The organism is Bifidobacterium apri (genome assembly GCF_009299485.1).
Classification (GTDB): Bacteria; Actinomycetota; Actinomycetes; order Actinomycetales; family Bifidobacteriaceae; genus Bifidobacterium; species Bifidobacterium apri.
In genome coordinates this window covers 1-21,079 of the sequence record NZ_WBSO01000004.1, presented here as the reverse complement: position 1 = coordinate 21,079, position 21,079 = coordinate 1, and the positions used below count along the sequence as shown (strand labels likewise).

Genomic DNA, 21,079 nt, shown 5'->3' with positions numbered 1-21,079 from the left:
AACACCATACAAACTGGTTACGCTGACAATGGTCCCAGCGTAGCCAGTTTGCAAAAGATTGCCCGCAGCGACACCGCGAACACAACGAAGCGGGCCGCGAGTGGGGCGCAAACGTGAGTCCGCGCTGTCTGATCCCCTCAGGCCGCCGTACCCCTTTCCAAAACTGGTTACGCTAAGGACCCCCTTAGCGTAACCAGTTTGTGCTTTCCGGGGCTCCGCCCTGTTTCTGCTGACACTGAGAGACCAGTCAGCGTCGGCAGAAGGTGGATGTGATGGTTCAAAAAGCGGAGGCGCTCAAGCTTTGGGCAAACAAAGGTTAATCGGTTCACAGCATCGCGGATCCTGGCGTATACTTGTCCACGTCCACGGCGACACACGAGACAAGCGCAATGCCGCAGCCGCAATATGCCACAGTACGACAACCGACGACATGCGCGGCCGCCGTCCACCATGCCAATGACGCCGACACCCCGCGAAAGGAGCCAGCATGACATCCGACCGGCGAACGGACGCACTCCAGGACACCGCACACACTGCAGATGCACTCCGGGACACCGCAAACACCCTCCAAGACACCACGGACACCACACGCACTGCCGACACCACACACACCGCAGACACCACACAAGAGACACAGCCGAATCAAGCCCACACCGCCGAACCGCACACGCGACTGCCGCTCGACGACCGGGAACGCGAAGCCGTCCGCCAGCTGTCCCAGCACAATCCGTATCAACGCATGTCACGCATTGCGATATTGCGCTCCTTGCCGAGCGACAAGCAATGGGAGTACTTCCGCCAGAACCTCCTCGCCCCCATCGCTGCCATTGTTGCCGGCGTTCTTATCGCCGTCCTGCTGATTATTCACTTGCTGACCCCCACGCCAACGCCGAAACTTTATGTCGCCGTCATCAACGGCGCCTTGGGATCACAGGACGGGTCGGCGCTGCAAGCCGCCACCGCCAAAGCCTTGAATCTCCCTGACGGCCGTGCGGGCGGCGTGAGCATCGACACCTACTTCAACCTCGACGCGGATGGTCTGACCAAGCTGCAAACCATGCTCCGCGCTGGGGATATCGATGTCATCATCGCCAAACCCAAAGATTTCCAACGCATTGCCGGCTACGGATACTGCAAGCCGCTCAACCGCGTACTGAGCAAGACCAGGCAACGTCAGCTCGCTGCAGCATACGTATCGGCGAACGGATTCGACGACGGGCATGACGATGATATGGAGTACAACGGCAGCGGCAAAGGCGCCCGTCAGCCGTTCGGCCTGTCCATGACCGATTTCCGCAACTGGCAGTCGCAGCATAGCGCCACGCGTGATGCGGTCATCGCTTTCGCACAGGATTCGCGCAACACCAACATCGCTGTGAAATTCATCGATTATCTGCGCGGAGCCAAGGTCTGAACCGATTAATACGATATGGTGAGACGCATTCTGCACAACCGGCAGCAGACGGCGACGCGCAGAATACGCCCGGACACCGCAGCCCGGCGACCAATCGACCTCAGCGAAGGAGCACAAGCCCATGTCCATCTTCCAACAAGGCAACTCATTCAACGAATTCATGTCTCACGTCGGCGACATGGCACTGGCGAATGTCGCCTGGACAGTGTGCAGTCTGCCGGTAGTGACCATCGGCGCGTCTACGCAAGCCCTGTATGAGGTCGCACGCGCAATCGACAACGGCGAAGACAACCATGTACTCAAACGCTTCTGGACCGCGTTCACCCGACGATTCGGCACGAATCTGGCGATCGGCGTCATACTCCTCGCGTTCTACGCCCTCATCGGTTTCGACATGTGGTACACATCAAGCCAGTCCGCGAACGGCGACATGAATGCGATCAACTATGGCGTATGTGCCGCAATCGGTATCATCGGCGCGATCTGCACGGCATACGTGGTGCCGCTGGCCTCGCGCAGCTCACGACCGGTCAGTCAGCAATTCCGCTGTTCGGCGGCTCTGGTCGCCGCACACCCCATCCCCGCCCTGGTCGTCGTCGCTTTGGCGGCGATACCCGTTGCGATCGCCGTATGGGTTCCTGGAGGATTGTTCTTCGTCGGCTTCTTCTGGGGGCTGCTGCTCACCGGATGCAGCAGCTGGCTGGGTGTCGTGGTTATGCGGCGTCAGCGCGTATTCGACGACCCGCTTGTCACCGCAGATGAGGCGCACAACCCTCTCAGCGCGCCGTCACCAACCTCCCGCCCCTCCACAAACTAGCTACGCAAACCGCACCCCCAGCGTAACCAGTTTGTAAGAGCACCCCACAAACTAGCTAAGCAAACAGCCTCCCCAGCGCAACCAGTTTGAAAGAACACCACGCAAACCACCCGCCCAGCGTAACCGGTTTGTAAGAGCACCACGCAAACCAGCTACGCAAACAGCCCGCCCAGCGTAGACAGTTTGAAAGAACACCACACAAACCAGCCACGCAAACGGCCCACCCAGCGCAACCAGTTTGCGAAAGCACCACACAAACCAGCCACGCAAACTGTCTACGCAAACGACCCGCCCAGCGTAACCAGTTTGTGAAAGCACCACACGAACTGTCTACGCAAACGACCCACCCAGCGTAGACAGTTTGTGAGAACACCACACAAACCAGCTACGCAAACGGACCGCCCAGCGTAACCAGTTTGTGGGAGAAAGGCCAGGCTACTCCGCCTCACTCGGCGCTGGGCGCGGCAGTCGAATCGCGGGCGATGAGACGATATCCGGGTTCGAACCGATTGGCGACAGACTTACCTTCGATCAGCGCATAGAGCATCGGGACAACCAACTTGCCGAGAGAAGGGATATTGCGGGCGAGCGCAGTCAGTTTCGGTTCAGCAACCGTGCACAGGTAGGAATCATCCCACGAAATCAACGACAGATCATCGGGCACGCTGATTCCTTTAGCCGCCGCCACATGCAAGCCTTCCACGGTCATCACGTCATTGTCGTACACGATTGCCGTAGGCGTTTGCGACAGGGTCAGCAGGCGCTCTGTGCAATCGCGGCCTTCCTTCGGCGAATAGTCGGCGTGCAGGCAGTCATACCGCATTCGGTATTTCGAGGTTTCCTCACTGAAGACGCGGTCGCGCAGATAGGTGTGGCCGAACCGTTCAGGACCTGCTACACGCGCGATATGAGTGTGTCCCAAGTCATGAAGGTATTTGACGATCGCCCTGGTCCCGTCGGCATCGTTGCTGCTGATGGTCGTCAGACCGCCGGATACGGATGAATCGGAAAACACCAGTGCCGGCACTTCCGGATGCTGCCGATACAGCTCGACACGTCGATCCCCGATTTCGACGTTGAAAATCATCACCGCATCAACGCTTCCGGCCGCGATCCAGTTGCGGTGCACGCGAAGCGCCTCGTCATCATCACGGGCGAAGCGAAGCAACAGGGAGTAGTCCTCTTTTTCAAGCTCAACACCGACGCTGGCGAACAGTTCCATGAAGTAGGGTTCCACGCCGAGCAAGGTGCTGCTTGCATTCAGGACCACGCCGATAGTGTGCGTGCGCGCCACCGACAACGCTTTGGCTGCGCTGTTGGGCTTCCACCCCATGGCATCGGCGACTTCCAGCACTTTCTTACGTGTTTTCTCGGAGACGCCGGGCTTGCCATTCAAAGCGTAGGATACTGCGCTGTTGGAAACCCCTGCGGCTTTTGCCACATCGGTGATGGTCACCTTCGACTTTCCACTGCCCATGGATTGGTCCTTCAGTAACGTAGATATGTACGGGTTAACCCCTTCATATTACAGCGGCTTGACCCCAACATTCCCCGACGCCCACAACATGGGATACGGCAGATGGCATCGCAACCATCGTCATGATGACGACAGGCCGCATATACGGCATCGTGCCGGCACTCCCGCACAACGTAAGAGTACCGGCACGACGAGCTGGCTTCCGCTACCGCTTCAGATCATTGGCGCTGCGTAGCACATTCGCGGCGGCGAACCGCTGCGGTTCAACATCGGCGTCACAGTCGATCGACCACGTCACCGATTCTCCCGGCAGCAAGGTCACCATGCCGCCGTCGATGGACGCTTCCGCATCGACCTTGTCAACCATGCAGAACACGTCACGTGCGTAGGCGCGCGCGGTCAGCGTCATCGTATACCCGTGCTCCGCCTTCGCGACCTGCACATCAAGCGGATCAGCTTGGAGCTTCTGGTCTACGACTTCGGCGGCGTTGTAGATGACGCGCGCGAAGCCTGGCTGATCGGCGGTCGCAACGATGATTTCGTCAGATGCGTCGCGGAACTCAGCGATATCGGCGTCAAGATAGACGGTGGTGTGGCTGATGGCGTCGAGCGAAACGTTGACCTGCTGACTGGCGAGCACGTCGCCTTCCAGCGTGCGGCGTTCAACCGTCCATGTACCCGTCCACGGTTCACGCGTGTCGTTGAGCACGACGAGCGCCAGCTTGTCGGCAGCGGGGCGTTTGCCTTCCCAGCTGCGGTCATCCCACTGCTTGTCGGAGATACGCGGCTGGATGGTCGCCAGGCGCGGCGCGAAGAAATCGCGGGACGCATACCACATGGGCTTGCGGTGGCCGTCATAATCGACCGCTGCCCAAGAAACGACAGGCCAATCGTCGTTGAGCTGCCAAATCAGCGCGCCCGCGTTGACCGGTTCCAGCGAGCGCATATGCTCGACACCGAAACGGATCGCCTGCGCCTGCTGAAGCTGGCACGCCCAATGCCAATCCTCGATATCATCCCACCGGTCGGTGGGGATCAGCCAGTTGCGGGTGCCGTCAGCGTTGAAGCTCACGTCGTCGATATCGCCTGGGGTCAGGTGCGAGCGCATGCCGCGCGCCAGCTTGTAGTTGCCGCCCATAGCCTTCTGGTGCACAAGCATCTGCTTGCCGAACGGATCAAGCGGTTCATCATGGACGACGCGCGTCAGCGTGCTCCATGCCGGAGGCGCCTGATAGCCGAATTCGTCGGCGAAGCGCGGCGTGTAATCCGCATACTTTCGGTAATCCACGCGGTTCCACACATCCCAGATGTGCATGGTGCCGTCGGTGTCGAGGTTCGCGTCGGTGAACTCGGTGAAGCTCATCGGGGAACTGGGCAGGTAAACGTGCGTCGGGTCGAGTTCGGCAAGCAGTTGCGGGAACAGCTGCGCGTAATAGTAGTTGCCCCAGCCCTTCTCACCGTAACCGTAGGCGTTGGCGGGTTTGTCGTCGTCGCGCAAAGCCTGCTTGTAGCCGCCCCACTGCGCGTAGGCGACGTAGTTCTCATTGGACCCGTTCCACACGACGAGGCTCGGGTGCGGGCACAGGCGGGTGATCTGCTCGCGGGCTTCCGACTCGATTTCGGCGCGCGTGGCCGCATCTTCAGGGTAGGCGGCGCAGGCGAGCATGAAGTCCTGCCAGACCATAATGCCGAGCTCGTCGGCGAGATCGTAGAAGTCGTCGGACTCGTAGATGCTGCCGCCCCAGGCACGCACCATATTGGAGTTGGATTCGACCAGATCGCGGAAGCGCTTGGCGTAGAACGCCCGGTCTGCCCGTGACATGAATGCGTCGATGGGCACCCAGTTATAACCGCGGGCGTGCACCGGCACGTTGTTGACGTAGATCTGGAACGGGCGGCCGACCTCATCGGCGCGCGTGTCCACGCGGATCGTGCGGAAGCCTACGCGTCCGGACCAAGCTGCCTCGCCGTCATCGGTCGCGACTCGGATGTCGTACAGCGGTTGGTCACCGTATCCCACTGGCCACCACAATTTGGCGTCCGGAACGGCAACGCTCACGGTTGCGCTGTCGCGACCGGCTTCGACCGTACCTGAAACGGTTACGTTCGTGCCATGGCCGTCGAGCCGCACGCTGAACGGAACCGGGGTCTGACCAGCATGGGCATCCATCGGGTTCATCACTCGGCCGGCGCCCGCACGCTCGATTTCCACGGTGCAATTCAGCACACCGGTGCCGTCGGCGAGCACATCGACAAGCGGACGGACCGCCTTCAACCGTTCACCTGACCACGAATCGATGCCGATCTGCTGCCAGATGCCAGCGGCGGAGACATCGATACCCCAATCCCAGCCGAACTGGTATGAGGGCTTGCGCAACTGATTGAACGCATGATGCTCCGTGTGCGGGTAGTAGCCGAGCTCCTGCTCACGGCGGTCGGATTCGCGTACAGACGAAGCGAAAGTCACGACCAGCAGATTCTCGCCTTCGCGCAGCTGGCCGCGGATATCCCAACGGTAGGTGCGATGGTAGTTTTGCGCGGTGCCGACCAGTTGGCCGTTCAGCGTTATCGTAGCAACGGTATCAAGCCCATAGGCGACCAGGTCGTGGCGCGTTTTGCCGTCATCATGCCAATCGAACACCAGCCGGTATTGCCAGTCGATATCGCCGATCCACTGCTGATGTTGTTCGTTGTCGCCGTCGAACGGCTCGTCGATCAATCCGGCGGCTACCAGGTCGAGCGTCACTTCGCCCGGCACGTTGGCGGGAATACCCGCCGCGATGCGGTCGCGCACGTTTTCCGGTGCAAGTTGCGGGTTGAGCGCGCGGACGTTCCAACCGTCAGTGAGCGCTGCGAACGTTTGAGGAGTGTAAGTCATGATATTCCTTCGCATATCCACGGGCTGTACCGGTTAAGTAAGGTACGTAGGTCAAGCAGTACAGCCCGCGATTCCAGTGGACAATGAGCGAATGCCGGTCAGCCCTTGACCGCGCCCGCCGCGATGCCGTTGTAAATCTGCTTCTGGAAGAGCAGGAACAGAATCAGCATCGGCAGCAGCGTGATAATCACGCCAGCGCAAATCAGATTGTATCGGCTGCCCATCGGGCCAGTGAACGAATACAGGGCGATGGCGACCGTCTTCAAACTGCTGTCCTGCAAGTAAAGGTTCGAAGCGTAGTACTCGTTGTACACGCCCACGCCCTTCAAAATCATGCATGTGACGATAGCAGGCTTGAGCAGCGGCAACAGGATCCGCGAATACACCGTGAAGTAGCTGGCGCCGTCCACAATGGCCGATTCATCAAGCGACACCGGGATGTTCTCGAAATACTGGATGAACACGTAAATGGAAATCACATCCGTGCCGCACATCATGATGATGTAGCCCCACAAGGTGTTCACCGCGTGCATCCCGACCATCATCTTGTACAGGGAAACCTGCATCGCGATGCCAGGCAGCAGCGCAGCAAGCGCGAACATGCCGCGGATAAGCGCATTGCCCGGGAAACTGAAGCGGCTAAGCACATAGGCGAGCTGGGTACCAATGATAGTGGTGACCACCAGGACGACAATCAGCACGATAAAGGAGTTGCGGAACGCCACACCCATATTCGACGCCTTGAACGCTTCGACATAGTTGCCGAAATTCAGCCAGTTCTTCGGCATCTGCATCACCGTGGTCGACTGGTATTCCTTGTCGGTCTTTGCGGCCGTGATGAAGCAGCTGACCACTGGCAGCAACGCCCAAAACGCCACGAACACGAGGCTGAAATACTTCAGGAAGACGAAGAAGCCAACTTTGAACTTGTACCAGGGCGTCGTGCCCCGATCCACTTGCTTCTGCTTGGCCTGTGCAACTACGTCAGTCATCATGCCACCGCCTTTTCTGTCTTGCTGCCCGAAGCACCGTCACGGAACAGGGGAGCGTTCTTGCGCTGCATCTTGCGGCGCTGACGCTCGATCTTCTTGGCCTTCTTCTTGGCTTTCTCGGTTCCGTCATCAGCATCCCTGAACACGTAGGCGAACAGGATCTTCTGCAGCAGCGCGCAGATCAAGATGATGATCAGCAGGACGATCGCCATAGCCGAAGCCAGACCGACCTTCTGGTTGGTGTGAGCCAGATGATCCATCAGGACGAAGTAAGTCGCCGTGCCGTTGGCGCCGGTCGTGATCACGAACGGGGCTTCGAAGGCGGACAGCGAACCCGTGATGGACAGAATCACATTCAGCACGAGAATCGTTTTGATACCGGGGAGAATGATGTGGCGGAACTGCTGGAACTTGTTCGCACCGTCAATCTCAGCCGCCTCACACAGCGAGGAATCGATGGACATCATCGAACCGATGAACAGAATCACATTCTGGCCCAGATAGCGCCAAATCGAAGTGCCCACCAGAGACCAGTTGTTGATGCGCTGGTCCTTGAGCCAGTACGGCAGATGTTGCAGATCGAAGCCGCACCATTGCAGTACAGAATCGAACACGAAACCGCGGGTGAAGAAGAACTTGAAAATGAAGCCGATGGCGATGCCGTTGATCAGGTAGGGGAAGAAATACACCGCTTTGAAGAAGTTCCCCGCACGCACCTTGAAGGTCAGGATCGTCGACAGGTACAACGCGAGCGCGACCTGGATCAGAGCGCCCACCATGTAGTAAAGGCTGAGTTTGAGCGATGACAACGTGTCGGGACGGGTGAATACCTGGATGTAATTGTTGAATCCCACCCAACGCGGCGTTCCGATGTACTTCATCTTGTAGAAGCTGTAGCCGACCATGTTGGCGAACGGCACATAGGTGAAGACCACCAGAAGCGTCACAGGAATCAGGCAGAACAGGACGATGATCACGCCCCTGCGCCAATCCCGAGGCTGTGTATTGAACGGCACATCGGTCCGGGTCTCATCAACCGTTGCGCCTGCTGTTGTTGCAGTCAAGGTATCCCCCTTGTTCATCGGGTTGTTGTTGATTGCCGTGCGATGTCTGACATCGGATGGCGGTATACGAACGGCCGGCCCGCAACCTGTCTGCACTATGGGCGGGCCGGCCGTTCGGGAATGATGTTTGGTTTACGTGGCGATTTACTTGGCGACCGTGGTGTACTTCACGCTCACATCTTCGGTCTTGAGCGCTTCGTTCCACTTGGAGTTCCAATCCTTGACGATGTCGTCATAGGATTCGTCACCATTGGCGGCGTGCTCGACAATCGCCTGGACGCGCTTGTCACCGCCGGCGTTGATGGCGAGCTCGGAATCCGAATTGAGGTCATTGAACAGGTCCTCCTCGCCGGAGACCGCAGGCTCGTCCTCAAGGAACTTCACGTTGTTGAACTCGGCATAGGTGTCGGGCAGCTTGGTGTCGTTCTTGGCGACGCCGATGCCGCCTTCGTTGTAAGCATAGCCGGACTTCTCGGTCATCCACTTGACGAAGATCATCGACGCTTCCTGATTGTCGGCGGAGCTGTCCTTGTTGATGCCGTAGGAGTAGTCAGCGGCGGAAGTGGCGTACTGCTTGCCCTTGATCGAAATCGGGAACGGCATGTAGCCGATGTCGTCGGCGTTGCTGCCGGCCTGCTTGATCTGGGAAACCGCCCAGGAGCCGAGCACCATGGTGGCGATCTCGCCGTTGTTCATCTTGGACTTGGAGCCTTCCCAGTCAGTGGTAGAGTAGTCGTCCTCAGTGAGCTTGTCCTTGACCGCGTCATAGAGGATCTTGTAGACGTTGTACGCGTGGGTGCCGTCCTTCGGATTGGAGAACGGGTCCTTGGTGTGCAGGAGTTCCTGGTTCATGTACTTGGCGTCGCCGGTCGCGGTGCCGCCGATGTAGGAATCCCAGGCGCCCATGGTCCAGCCGGCTGCGTAGTTGGTGTACAGCGGGGTGGCCTTGGTCTTTTCCTTGATGGCTTTGAGGTCCTTGATGAACTCATCCGGAGTGTTCGGCAGCTTGTCAACGCCCGCTTCCTTGAAGACCTTCTTGTTGTAGACGATGCCGACCGCGTTGCCGTTCGCGGGCACACCGTAGACGTCGCCCTTGTATTCCCATGCGTGCACGTACTTGATTTGCTTGTCCATATCGGAGGTCTTGCCGTAGGACAGGAAGTAGTTGCCGAGTTCGGACTTATCGACTGCCGGGATCATCATGATGTCGCCCCAGTCGCCGCCCTGCAGGCGGGTGAGGGCGCTGTCGGCGTAGTTGGAGTTGGTGGTCACCTTGACGGTGATGTTCGGGTACATCTTGTTGAATTCGGCGATGTACTCCTTCCACGTGGTCCCGTTGTAGGAATCCTGCGCGAGATCGGTGCGGTGGCTGAAGAGTTTGATGGTGGTCTTGATGTTCTTGCCGGTGGTGCCGAGCTTGATCTGCGGATAGGTGACGTTAGTCGCCTTGCCCGATCCACTGCCGCCGCATGCCGCAAGGCTGACCGCGCAGACCGCTGCTACGGCAGCCGCTGCAATCTTGGTGATGGCTTTCATTCTGGTCTCCTCATTGATGGTGTTGGCATTGGGACTGTATGTTCCGATGCCGTGTCTTGTGCAATGATCATCACTGATCCGTTGCACCAGGCGTGTCGGAAGGCTCCGTTGCTGGTGTCTTCGTATTGACAATGCCCAGCATAATGAAACGATTGCGTTTTGTCAACCGGTTAAGTTCACAACACGCCGTAAAACGGGATATAGGCGACAGCGCAACGCCGCGGCGACGGTGGCAAGCAGATGGGTTGCGCCTTGAAAAAAGCTGATATATCAAGGGTTTTAGGTCATCGAGCGAAGACTCAGATAGTATGTAAGCGGCACGGATCGTGACGAGTCAAAGTCACAGATAAAGATGAAGCGATTAAGCGATATGGGGCTATTGCTGGCATGAGGGCACTGGTGACAGAGGTTGGTGACGGGGGTTGGCGCGGGGAGGTTTGATGACAGAAGGTATTGATGATGGGGAGTATTGGTGATGGGGAGGTTTGGCGACAGAGATTGGCGACAGAGGTTAGTGACGGGGAGATTTAGAGCCGGGGAGATTTGGTGACAGAAGTTAGTGACAGAAGATATTGATGACGGGGGCGCGGATGACGGAAGGTATCGGCGACGGGGAGGTTTGATGACGGGAAGTTTTGGTGTATAGAGGAAAGCTGACACTGTTGCGATGCCGCTCGCTTCGCCGCACGGGGTGATCCGACACATCCTCAACGAATCCGGAATCTCATTCCGCCGGCGAAAATCAAGCACATCCGCCGGGGTGCGTATGCCTTGGCATGCGCAAATTCAGAAACCACTGCCCCAAACCGCAGAATCCCAACGGATCCAACACACCACGCATCCCCAGACATACACAAACCCAGAAACCACCACCCAAACCACAGAATCCAACCACAACCCACGAACCACGCATGCCACAACATACGCAACCGACCACACCACCCCACACAACACAAACTGGCTACGCTCAGCAATCCGCCAGCGTAGCCAGTTTGTGGAAAATTGAAAATCCAAGGACCAACACCTGAAACCGGAAGCCGCATAGGACAGTCTCCGACCACCCGCCATACACAAACTGGCTACGCTCAGCAATCTGCCAGCGCAGCCAGTTTGTGAAAAATCAAACCTGAAACCGGAAGCCGGAAGCCGGAGGCTAGGCCTCAGGCAGTTCGCGGTCGGCGATCACCTGGCGATACCATGCGAAACTGTCCTTGGGCACACGGCGGCAATCATCCTCGTAATCGACGCGCACAATGCCGAAGCGCTTCGTATAGCCGAACGCCCACTCGAAGTTATCCATCAACGACCACAAGAAGTAGCCTTCGACCGGCACACCCGCGCGAATTGCACGCCCGACCGCCGCCAAATGCCGCTTCAAGTACTCGATGCGCCGATCATCATGCACCGCGAACGTACCATCCGGCTCCTTGACTTCGACATCATCGCACGCCATGCCGTTTTCCGTGACAACCAGCGAGACGGAAGGGTAATCGTTATGCACCCGCACCAGCAGGTCGGTCAGCCCTTGCGGGTCGATATTCCACCCCATCGCCGTATGCTCGCCAGGGGTCGGCAGCCAGTCCACGTTTTCGCAGCACGGCCATGCGGTCGCGCCACCGTCATCATGCGGGGTCTTGGCGAGCGCCACTAGATTGGAGCTGTAATAGTTCACGCCCAGCACGTCAATCGGCTGGTTGATGAGTCTCAGATCACCGTCGCGCACAAAACTCCAGTCGCAGACCTTGCGTGTCACGTCAAACAGTTCGGCAGGATAGTACCCGCGCAGCATTGGATCGAGCCACACGCGGTTGCCAATCAGATCGGTGCGGTGTACTGCATCCGCATCGCCGCGGTTGAATTGCAGATTCAAGGTGACCGAGACCTTGCTGCCGGTGCCGACTTCGGCCCGAACCGCTTCAGCCATCAATCCGTGGGCGAGATTGAGATGGTGCACCGTCGGGAAACACTTGTCGCCCAAGCCCAGTCCAGGCGCATGTTCGGTGGCGCCATAGCTCAGGTATGACGAGCACCACGGTTCGTTGAGCGTGGTGTACGTGTCTACGCAATCGCCGAGCCGCCGCGCGACTATCCGCGCATAATCCGCCATGCGGTAGGCGGTGTCGCGGTTCAGCCAGCCTCCTTGTTCGCCCATGTATTGCGGCAGATCCCAATGGTAGAGCGTGACAACCGGGCGGATGCCCCGGTCGCGCAGCGCGTTGACGATCCGCTCATAGTGGTCGAGTCCCGCCTGATTCGGCGCGCCGTCCGGGGTCGGAATGATGCGCGGAACCGAAATCGACAGACGGTATGCGTCAACGCCGAGGTCGGACAGCAAGTCGAGGTCATCTTCCCAGCGCCGGTAGGAATCGCAGGCGACATCTCCTGTATCGCCGTTGACGGTTTTGCCCGGGGTATGGCTGTAGGCATCCCAGATGGACGGCGTCCTGCCTTCGGCGGTCGGGGAACCTTCGATTTGGTAGGCGGCGGTTGCCGTGCCGAACATGAAACGCTGCGAAACGTGCATAAGAGGCCTTTCTCTTGATGGCGACACGCGCCGATACTGGAGCGTCGGTTGCACCAGCGGCGATGACGCGCTACGATTCTGAATCGGTTAAGTACAATAATACAGCACTCTTTGGTGTTGTCCAATCGGCTAGACAGCGATGCCAGCCGAACGGCACGACGGAAGGACCACAGATGTCTCGAATCATTTCCCCACGCGATCCAGCGCTGCGCACGATGGGGCGAATCGACACCAGCAACCCGGACCGGCCGATCTGGGTGTTCCCATACACGCAAATGGCGTTCAGATTCTCAGGCACCACACTGAGCATGACCGTCATCAACCACCACCATTACGGAAACAGCCGAATCGGCGTCATCATTGACGGCATGCCGGCTTCGATCCCCATCCCCGCCAACGAGCGTCCGGTCACCGTCACCCTCGCCAGTCAACTGCCCGACATCGAGCATGAGGCGATCATCTACAAACGCCAAGACGGCCAGCATTATCTGGAAATCCTGCAACTCAGCATCGATGACAACGCCGAACTGCTTCCACCTGCCTCCCCCACGCCCACACGGCGTATTGAGATTTACGGCGATTCCGTATCGGCAGGCGAACGCAACGAGGCGATCCTGTATGCCGGCAAGCCCGACCCCGATGTCGATTTGAGCCCGTACAGCAACTCGTGGCTGTCCTACGGGGCGATCACCGCGCGCAAGCTCGGCGCCCAACTCCACGACATCGCGCAAGGCGGAGCCTCCCTGCTCGACGGTATCGGATGGTTCTGCGAGCCCGACTACATCGGCATGGAAAGCATCTGGGACCGCATCGAATACAATCCCGAACTCGGGCCAAGCAAACCATGGGATTTCTCCGCGTACACGCCGCACGTGGTCATCGTGGCGATCGGGCAGAACGACTCCCACCCCGAGGACTTCATGGCGCACGACTACAACGGCGAGCAAGCACGCCACTGGAGAGCCAGGTACGTTGACTTCCTTCACGCCCTGCGCAAGCACTACCCGTGGGCACTGATCATCTGCACAACGACCGTGCTGCAACACGACCCAAGCTGGGACAGCGCCATCGGCGAAGCCGTCGCCACGGTCGATGACCCACACATCATCCATTTCCTTTACTCACGCAACGGATCTGCGACTCCCGGTCACCCGCGCGTACAAGAGCATGAAGAGATGGCCGAGGAATTGACCAATCTCATCCGCAGTTACGGGGACGACATCTGGAGCGATTAACATGAACGCACGTATTGTGACCGGCCCTGCACCGGGAACCACATCCACGACAACCACCGCGACGACGACACAGCCAGTGACCGGGCCCGCGCCCGGGTCGGACGCCGGCGGCGCAAACGCAACAGTTGCGCGCGCCAACAAACCGCAAGGCACCGCCGATTTCAGCGTGGCAGCGGTGTTCTCCCACCATATGGTATTGCAACGGCACCGCCCCATCCCCGTATTCGGGCATGGCAAGCCGGGCATGCAGCTCCGCGTGCGGCTGCTCGACACCGCACCGGCCGCCGACAGCGGCGCCGCAGCCCTGATTGCCGAGGCAGCCGGCCAAATCCTGCCAGACGGGTCGTGGCGCATCCTGCTGCCATCACAGGAAGCAGGCGGTCCCTACCAGCTCGAAATCAGGGACTTAACCGGTACACAACTGGTGTTTCACGACGTCATGATCGGCGAAGTATGGATCGCCAGCGGGCAAAGCAACATGGAATTCGAACTGCACAGCACCCGCGAAGCCGCCCAAGCCATCGCCCAATCCGCCGACCCAATGCTGCGCTTCTACAACACCCCAAAAAGCGGCGATATCAGTGACGCGCTGTTCGAAGCGGAGCGCGAATCCTCATGGCAGGCGTGCTCGCCAGACACCACCGGCACCATGAGCGCGGTCGCCTACTATTTCGCCGCCCGCCTGCGCCGGCAATTCGGCACCGCCATGCCGATCGGCATCATCGACTGCTATATCGGCGGCACCTCCATCACCTGCTGGATGGATCAGGCAACCATCGAATCCAGCGACGCGGGGCGGCCTTACTGGCAGCGCTACCAGCAGGCTCTTGCCGGGCATACCGAGCAGGATTTCCACGACATGACGCTCGCGTGGAAAACCAAATTCGACCATTGGAACGCGCAAATCGAATCGGCACGAACCGCGAACCCGAACGTCAGCTGGGACGAACTCAACGCAGCTTACGGCGAATGTCCTTGGCCGCCGCCCGTCACCCCGCACTCGCAATACCGTCCGACCGGCGCCTTCACCGCGATGGTCGCGCGCATCGCTCCATACGCGGTACGCGGGGTCTTGTGGTATCAAGGTGAGGAAGACGCGCCATACAGCGCCTCCTACGCGGTGCTGCTGCGGCAGATGATCGCCTTGTGGCGGCGCGTGTGGCGGATTGACATCGGGGCGGACGCGGATCAGCACAGTTCCGACGCATGCACCGAACACACAGCGTATACCGCGTACACGGCCGAGCTGCCGTTCATCATCATCCAACTGCCGCAATGGATCGACCGCGCGACCGATGAAGCGCACGCCGACCCGCTCGACTGGCCGGTCATCCGCGACACGCAATGGTCAGCAAGCCGCGATATTCCAGGCGTCACCACCGTATGCACCATCGACTGCGGCGAATACGACAACATTCACCCCTACGACAAGCGCACCGTCGGCGAACGCGCCGCCGCCATAGTGTTACGCACCATGTACGGATACCGCCAGATCGCCGCGTGGGGGCCGGAACCGCTGGAAATACAGTCATACGGCAACACCGATGATGGCGGCGGCGTACTGATCCGGTACCGTCACGCCACCGGGCTCCGATTCAACGGGACTGTGCCCGGCACGGGGAACACCGACACACTGGATGCGGTGTCCCGCGCGGCAGGACAATCCGGATTCGAACTCGCCGGCGCGGATGGCATTTTCCATGACGCCACTGCACAAATCGTGCCTGCTGGCATAAAAATCGGCGGTACTGCTGGCATCTTCGGCAGGGAAAACAGCGTCGGCAGGGCAGACGACGGCACTCCGCTCAACCACGCGACGGTCAGCGACACGCCAATCAGCCACACGCCGATTGACGACAGTACCGCCATCCGCGTCTATAGCCCGGATGTACCGCAACCTGCCGCCATCCGGTACGCGTGGAAAAGCTGGGGGCCTGCGCCCGTGCGCAACGCTGCCGGATTGCCGGCCATTCCCTTCCGCGCCAGCGTGTCGCGACTCTAAGCGGCACCTCGCCGCCGCGATTCTCGATTACGACTCGAGGCGACGACACTAGACTTGGCGCGCCCGGAGGTTGTTCCCCCTTGTCCCCCGGGCGCGTCATCTTCGTTGTTCTCTCCGTTTGCGGCAGATTGAGCTCATCAGCGTCCGCCCGTCAGGCGTAAACCGACGAAACACCGGAGCGACTACAGCGTAGGATAAAACACAAATCAACGCAAAGAGCACATCATGACCACACCAATGCGAGCAGTACAAACAGCACAAGCGACCATCACCTACCCCGCCGAACTGCATCCAGGAACCGACGGACAGCCCGGTAACGCAGTCACCTACGATTTCAGCAGTATCACGCCGATTGATGGCAATCCGTGGCAAGGCAAGACATTAGCGATCTTGGGATCCTCCGTCGCGTATGGGGCATGTTCGCTCGCTGACGGGCCAGGGGAATACATCGCGCGGCGGCTGGATATGCGTCTGGCCAAGGAAGCGGTGAGCGGCACCACACTTGCCGACCTCGATGACAGCTCTTACGTGCATCGGCTGGACACTCGTCTTCCGGCAAACCTGCCAGTCGATTTGTTCATCTGCCAACTGTCTACGAACGACGCATCACATGGTGTGCCGCTTGGGAATGCCGGCGATACCGATACACATACGGTGGCAGGCGCGCTGAATCATATCGCCGCGACTGTGCGCGAACGCTGGAATTGCCCGCTGATGTTCTTCACCGGCGCGTATTTTGACAGCCCGCGGTATCAGGCGATGGTGGAGCTGCTGTTCGAAATGCAGCGGATTCATGGCTTCGGCATCATCGATTTGTGGAATGATGCCGCGTGGAACGCGATTCCCGATGACCGCCGCGCACTGTACATGCACGATCCGGTGCACCCGACCCGAGCCGGATACCGCGACTGGTGGGGCCCGGAAATGGTTCGGCAACTGCTTAATCTCACGCGCTGACCGGAGTGGTCAGCTGGTCCGCGGATCCGCGTTGGCTGTTGGTTCGCGGATTTACGTAGGATAGCGGTCCGCGGATTCACGTTGGTTATCGGGTCGGCCAGTTCACATCACAAACTGGCTACGCTGGCGACCTCCCCAGCGTCACTAGTTTGAGAGAGAGATACAAGCTGAGACGCCCGTCAGCGTCGGTAGAAGGTCACCGCCCTGTTTCTGCCGACGCCCAGACCTCGCTCAGCGTCGGCAGAAGGTTGAAACGCGCACGCGTGCATGCGTTTGTAGCCCCGCCCACCCATCACAAACCGGCTACGCGGACAACCTCCCCAGCGTCACTAGTTTGGGAAAGAGAGACACAAGCAACCCGCCCGCTCACCACAAACTGGCTACGCTGACAACCTCCCCAGCGTCACCAGTTTGGGAAAGAGAGATACAAAGTCACTCGTTTGGGAGAGAGATACAAAAAGGCCGCCGCCCGGACAAACCGGACGACGGTCTCATTCAAACGCTATGCGGAACCTCGACTAGCCGATGAAGCCGCCGAAGCGCCGCCCGCAATCACTGCACCTGGGTACGAGCGATCTTGCCGTTGAAGGACTCAGTCATATCGGCGTCAGCATCCTTCTGGTTGTTCCAGGAGAACATAGCGCGAAGCTTCGGGCCGACAGTCTCGAGGTGCGGGTGAGAGTACTCTTCCTGCAGCTCCTTGAACTTCGGGGCGCCAGCAGCCTGGTCGTCCATGAACTCCTTGGCGAAGGAGCCATCCTGAATGCGCTTGAGCTGATACTCCATGCGCTTCTTGGTTTCTTCGTTGATGACGGTGGAGGTGTAGTCGCCGTACTGAGCGGTGTCAGAGCAGGACCAACGAGCCTTGTTCAGGCCACCCTCGTTCGCGAGGTCAACAAGCATCTTCAGCTCGTGGAACACCTCGAAGTACGCGATCTCCGGCTGGTAGCCAGCCTCGGTCAGCACGTCGAAGCCCATGTCGCACAGGTGGTTGATGCCGCCCATGAGGACATCCTGCTCGCCGAAGAGATCGGTCTCGGTCTCTTCCTTGAAGGTGGTCTTGATGGCACCAGCGCGCAGAGCGCCGAGAGCCTTCGCGTAAGCCAGGGTGATGTCCCAGCCGTCGCCGCGAGGATCCTGCTCGACAGCCACAACCACCGGGACGCCACGGCCGTTGGCGTACTCACGACGCACAATGTGGCCCGGTCCCTTCGGGGCAACCATGAACACCGGGTGATCCTCGGTCGGCTTGATGTAGCCGTAGTGGATGTTGAAGCCGTGAGCGAAGGCCAGTGCAGCGCCCGGCTTCAGGTTCGGCTCAACCTGCTCCTTGTAAACCTGAGCCTGGTACTGATCAGGCAGCAGGATCATGACGATGTCAGCCTCGGCGACCGCTTCCGGCACGGACTTGACTTCGAGGCCCTGCTCCTTGGCATAGTCCACGGACTTGGAGGTCGGACGCAGGCCGACGACGACGTCAACGCCGGAATCACGCAGGTTCAGCGCGTGAGCGTGGCCCTGGGAGCCATAACCGAGAATGGCGACCTTCTTGCCATTGAGCACGGAGAGATCCGCATCCTTCTCATACCAGATAGTTGCTGCCATATGTAGCACTCCTTGTTTTGGGAAAATCCCTTGCCGACTTGTGCCGGCGTTTTGCTGTGTAACTCTTGCAAAAAGGATTTTGTCCTTGATTGATGCCCATCATACTAGAACTGCCGTCCTGAATCGAACGCGTTCCACTAGTTGAACATCTCGAGGAAACTTTTTGCAAGCCATCAGCAGATGGGTAGTTGGTCTCCGGACCGTAGTGCGGAACCGGGACGCGGCGGGCGGACATCCAACCGCCACGCCTCGGAACCGCGCCAAAATCCAAAGCGAAATCGATATTCAATTATTGGTCTTTCATTATTCGTCTTCAGTTATCAATCTTCAGTTATGTAGTTATGTGTAGTCAGATATGTGTCTTCAGATATCTCAGGTATCGATATCGAATTGCATGGAAAAACCTGCGATTCGCAGCGACATCCATGACAGGGAGCCGGCAATCCGCTGACCGCCAGCCGAAAGCCAAGGCCGCGACAGCCGACTCCGCATAACCGACATCACTTCGCGAACATCACTTCGTGAAATCGGTGTCCTTCGTCTCACGGCAGCTGATCACCGCAACCAGGCAGCACACAGCCATCACGCCGAGATACAGGCCGACCGAACGCACGCCCCAATGATGGGACAGCCACGTGGCGATCGTCGGAACAAACGCAGCGCCAACGATTGCAGCGAGATTGTAACCGATGCCAGAACCCGAATACCGCACATTCGCATCGAACAGCTCAGGCAGGAACGCGCCGATCGGGCCGAACGCGATACCCATCAGAGCAAAGCCGACGCACAAGAACAGCTCAACCTGGAAGAAGTTGCGATGGCCCATGAGCAGATACGGGAAGACCAGCGCGAACACCACCAGCGCGACCGAGGAGAACACGAGCACGCGACGACGACCGATACGATCCGCATACACGCAGGACAGCACGATGAACAGCGCGAACACGCAGATGGCGATCATCAGCATAAGCAGATACTCGCGGTTCGTGAAGCCGAGGCCGCCGCCACCCTGGGCGACAGTCTTCGTGCCCCAAGCAAGCGACCACGTGGCGAGCGTGTAGAACAGCGTGTAAGTCACAGCGACGATGAAGGTCGCCTGGATCACCTGACGCCAGCTCTTGCGGAACACCTCAGTAAGCGGGGACTTGACCACCTTATGCTGCTGCTGGGCGAGACGGAAGACCGGGGTCTCCTCCATCTGAACGCGCACGACAAGACCGACGATCACCAGCACGCTCGACAGCAGGAACGGCACGCGCCAGCCCCAAGAGACCATCGCAGCGTTATCGTTGAAGCTTTCGAGCAGGAAGTACGTACCGTTCGACAGGAAGAAGCCGATCGGGGCGCCCAACTCCGGGAAGGAGCCATACAGGGCGCGCTTACCTTCAGGCGCATTCTCAGTCGCCACCAGCGCGGCGCCGGACCATTCGCCGCCCAGGCCGATGCCCTGGACGAAGCGGCACAGGCACAGCAGCGCGACCGCGGCGATGCCCCACATGTCATAAGTCGGCAGGCAGCCAATCAGGAAAGTGGCGATACCCATCGTCAGCAGTGACACAACCAGCGTGGTCTTGCGACCCATGCGATCGCCGAAATGGCCGAAAATCAGGGAGCCGACCGGGCGAGCGATGAAGGCGATGGAGAAGGTGAGCAGCGACATCAGCAGCGCGACCGTCGGATTGGTCGTGTCGCTGAAGAACACCTTCGGGAAATAGTTCGCAGCGGCGGTGCCGTATGCGTAGAAGTCATAGAACTCGATGGCTGTGCCGACCATGGAAGCGGCAATGACGGTACGCACCGAATCGCGCGTCATCTGTTCCACTTTGCCGGCGGCCTGTTGAAGGCCAGTCGTCTGTTCGACTGCTGTCATGATTGCTCCTGGATTGCTCCTGGATGTGCCGACGTTGTTCGCGTGCGACACGGTTCCATCTGTTATTTTTCTGAGCTGGATGCTAGTTGCGGATCTGTGGTAGTCCTTGTGGGATGTGCAGCGCAACAAAAAAGCCCCGCGATGCATGCAGGGCGAATGATTTGTCCGGCCCCGCATTCGTCAGCGGGGCTCAGCATGTACCGAATCAGACCGCCAACGAAGACGGGCTAATAATTCGTGCGGAAACTCGCAGCAACAGCAGACCGTTCATCGTGGCGTCCTCCTTTCGGTTCTCCTTGGGATGTGTTCCCAACTGGTTTGTAACCATAGGAGGGTTCGTCCGTCGCAAGGAGACGATGTCCACTATGTGGACATGTCGGGAAGTCTGTAATTTCAACGGGTCAAACGTTTGACTTTGATGGGGTGGGACGGGGCAGACTCGGCGGATTCATCGCCAGCGGTTTCCGGATGGATGCGACCGGATGCGGACGAGCGCGGATGAGCCAGATGCGGTCGCGGCTGTGGGAGATTGCGGCAAATCGTCCGTCAGGCGCATAATCTCCCGGGAGAACGGTGGGATTGGGGAGTGTCCCTATGTAATTTGTCAAGTGCGTCTGATGCGGGGGTGTGTCGTGTCTTGTCGTGGTCTGGGGGCGTGTGCGGGGGTTGTTTCGGTTCGTGGTGGTGTCGTTGTGGTGGTGTGGGTTC

The 21,079-nt window shown here is 59.1% G+C and carries 13 protein-coding genes; 5 read left to right on the top strand and 8 right to left on the bottom strand.

The window, feature by feature from the left end:
* Positions 1 to 487: 487 nt before the first annotated feature.
* Positions 488 to 1,414 (top strand): hypothetical protein, encoded by a 927-nt coding sequence (locus DSM100238_RS03950; RefSeq protein ID WP_152355417.1) that lies wholly within the window; start codon positions 488 to 490, stop codon positions 1,412 to 1,414.
* Between the two features lie 121 nt (positions 1,415 to 1,535).
* Positions 1,536 to 2,231 (top strand): YesL family protein, encoded by a 696-nt coding sequence (locus DSM100238_RS03945; RefSeq protein WP_152355416.1) that lies wholly within the window; start codon positions 1,536 to 1,538, stop codon positions 2,229 to 2,231.
* Positions 2,232 to 2,676: 445 nt separating this feature from the next.
* On the opposite strand, the gene DSM100238_RS03940 is transcribed toward DSM100238_RS03945, so the two are convergent.
* The 6 genes from DSM100238_RS03940 to DSM100238_RS03915 all read right to left on the bottom strand — a co-directional run bounded on the left by DSM100238_RS03940 (position 2,677) and on the right by DSM100238_RS03915 (position 12,702).
* Positions 2,677 to 3,708 (bottom strand): LacI family DNA-binding transcriptional regulator, encoded by a 1,032-nt coding sequence (locus tag DSM100238_RS03940; protein ID WP_152355415.1) that lies wholly within the window; start codon positions 3,706 to 3,708, stop codon positions 2,677 to 2,679.
* Between the two features lie 205 nt (positions 3,709 to 3,913).
* On the bottom strand, positions 3,914 to 6,586 hold the full coding sequence (locus DSM100238_RS03935; protein ID WP_152355414.1) for a glycoside hydrolase family 2 protein: 2,673 nt from the start codon (positions 6,584 to 6,586) through the stop codon (positions 3,914 to 3,916).
* 98 nt (positions 6,587 to 6,684) lie between these two features.
* Entirely contained in the window at positions 6,685 to 7,581 is an 897-nt protein-coding gene (locus tag DSM100238_RS03930) for a carbohydrate ABC transporter permease (protein ID WP_152355413.1), read from the bottom strand.
* Entirely contained in the window at positions 7,578 to 8,642 is a 1,065-nt protein-coding gene (locus tag DSM100238_RS03925) for a carbohydrate ABC transporter permease (RefSeq protein ID WP_240812328.1), read from the bottom strand. The genes DSM100238_RS03930 and DSM100238_RS03925 overlap by 4 nt, the downstream gene beginning before the upstream one ends.
* 144 nt (positions 8,643 to 8,786) lie before the next feature.
* The gene (locus DSM100238_RS03920) at positions 8,787 to 10,178 is read right to left on the bottom strand and encodes an ABC transporter substrate-binding protein (protein WP_152355411.1); all 1,392 of its coding nucleotides are present in this window, start codon (positions 10,176 to 10,178) and stop codon (positions 8,787 to 8,789) included.
* A 1,153-nt stretch (positions 10,179 to 11,331) separates the two neighbouring features.
* Complete coding sequence (locus DSM100238_RS03915) at positions 11,332 to 12,702, bottom strand: GH1 family beta-glucosidase (protein WP_152355410.1); 1,371 nt, start codon at positions 12,700 to 12,702, stop codon at positions 11,332 to 11,334.
* Between the two features lie 173 nt (positions 12,703 to 12,875).
* Here DSM100238_RS03915 and DSM100238_RS03910 point away from each other — a divergent pair, with 173 nt between their 5' ends.
* The 3 genes from DSM100238_RS03910 (at position 12,876) to DSM100238_RS03900 (ending at position 16,896) form a co-directional block, all read left to right on the top strand.
* Positions 12,876 to 13,937 (top strand): SGNH/GDSL hydrolase family protein, encoded by a 1,062-nt coding sequence (locus DSM100238_RS03910; RefSeq protein WP_152355409.1) that lies wholly within the window; start codon positions 12,876 to 12,878, stop codon positions 13,935 to 13,937.
* A 1-nt stretch (position 13,938) separates the two neighbouring features.
* The gene (locus tag DSM100238_RS03905) at positions 13,939 to 15,939 is read left to right on the top strand and encodes a sialate O-acetylesterase family protein (protein WP_152355408.1); all 2,001 of its coding nucleotides are present in this window, start codon (positions 13,939 to 13,941) and stop codon (positions 15,937 to 15,939) included.
* A 225-nt stretch (positions 15,940 to 16,164) separates the two neighbouring features.
* A complete protein-coding gene (locus DSM100238_RS03900; RefSeq protein WP_205730686.1) occupies positions 16,165 to 16,896 on the top strand; it encodes an SGNH/GDSL hydrolase family protein in 732 nt (243 codons plus the stop codon).
* Positions 16,897 to 17,448: 552 nt separating this feature from the next.
* On the opposite strand, the gene ilvC is transcribed toward DSM100238_RS03900, so the two are convergent.
* A complete protein-coding gene (ilvC, locus tag DSM100238_RS03895; protein WP_152355407.1) occupies positions 17,449 to 18,501 on the bottom strand; it encodes a ketol-acid reductoisomerase in 1,053 nt (350 codons plus the stop codon).
* A gap of 514 nt (positions 18,502 to 19,015) precedes the next feature.
* The gene (locus tag DSM100238_RS03890) at positions 19,016 to 20,371 is read right to left on the bottom strand and encodes an MFS transporter (protein ID WP_152355406.1); all 1,356 of its coding nucleotides are present in this window, start codon (positions 20,369 to 20,371) and stop codon (positions 19,016 to 19,018) included.
* Between the last annotated feature and the right edge of the window lie 708 nt (positions 20,372 to 21,079).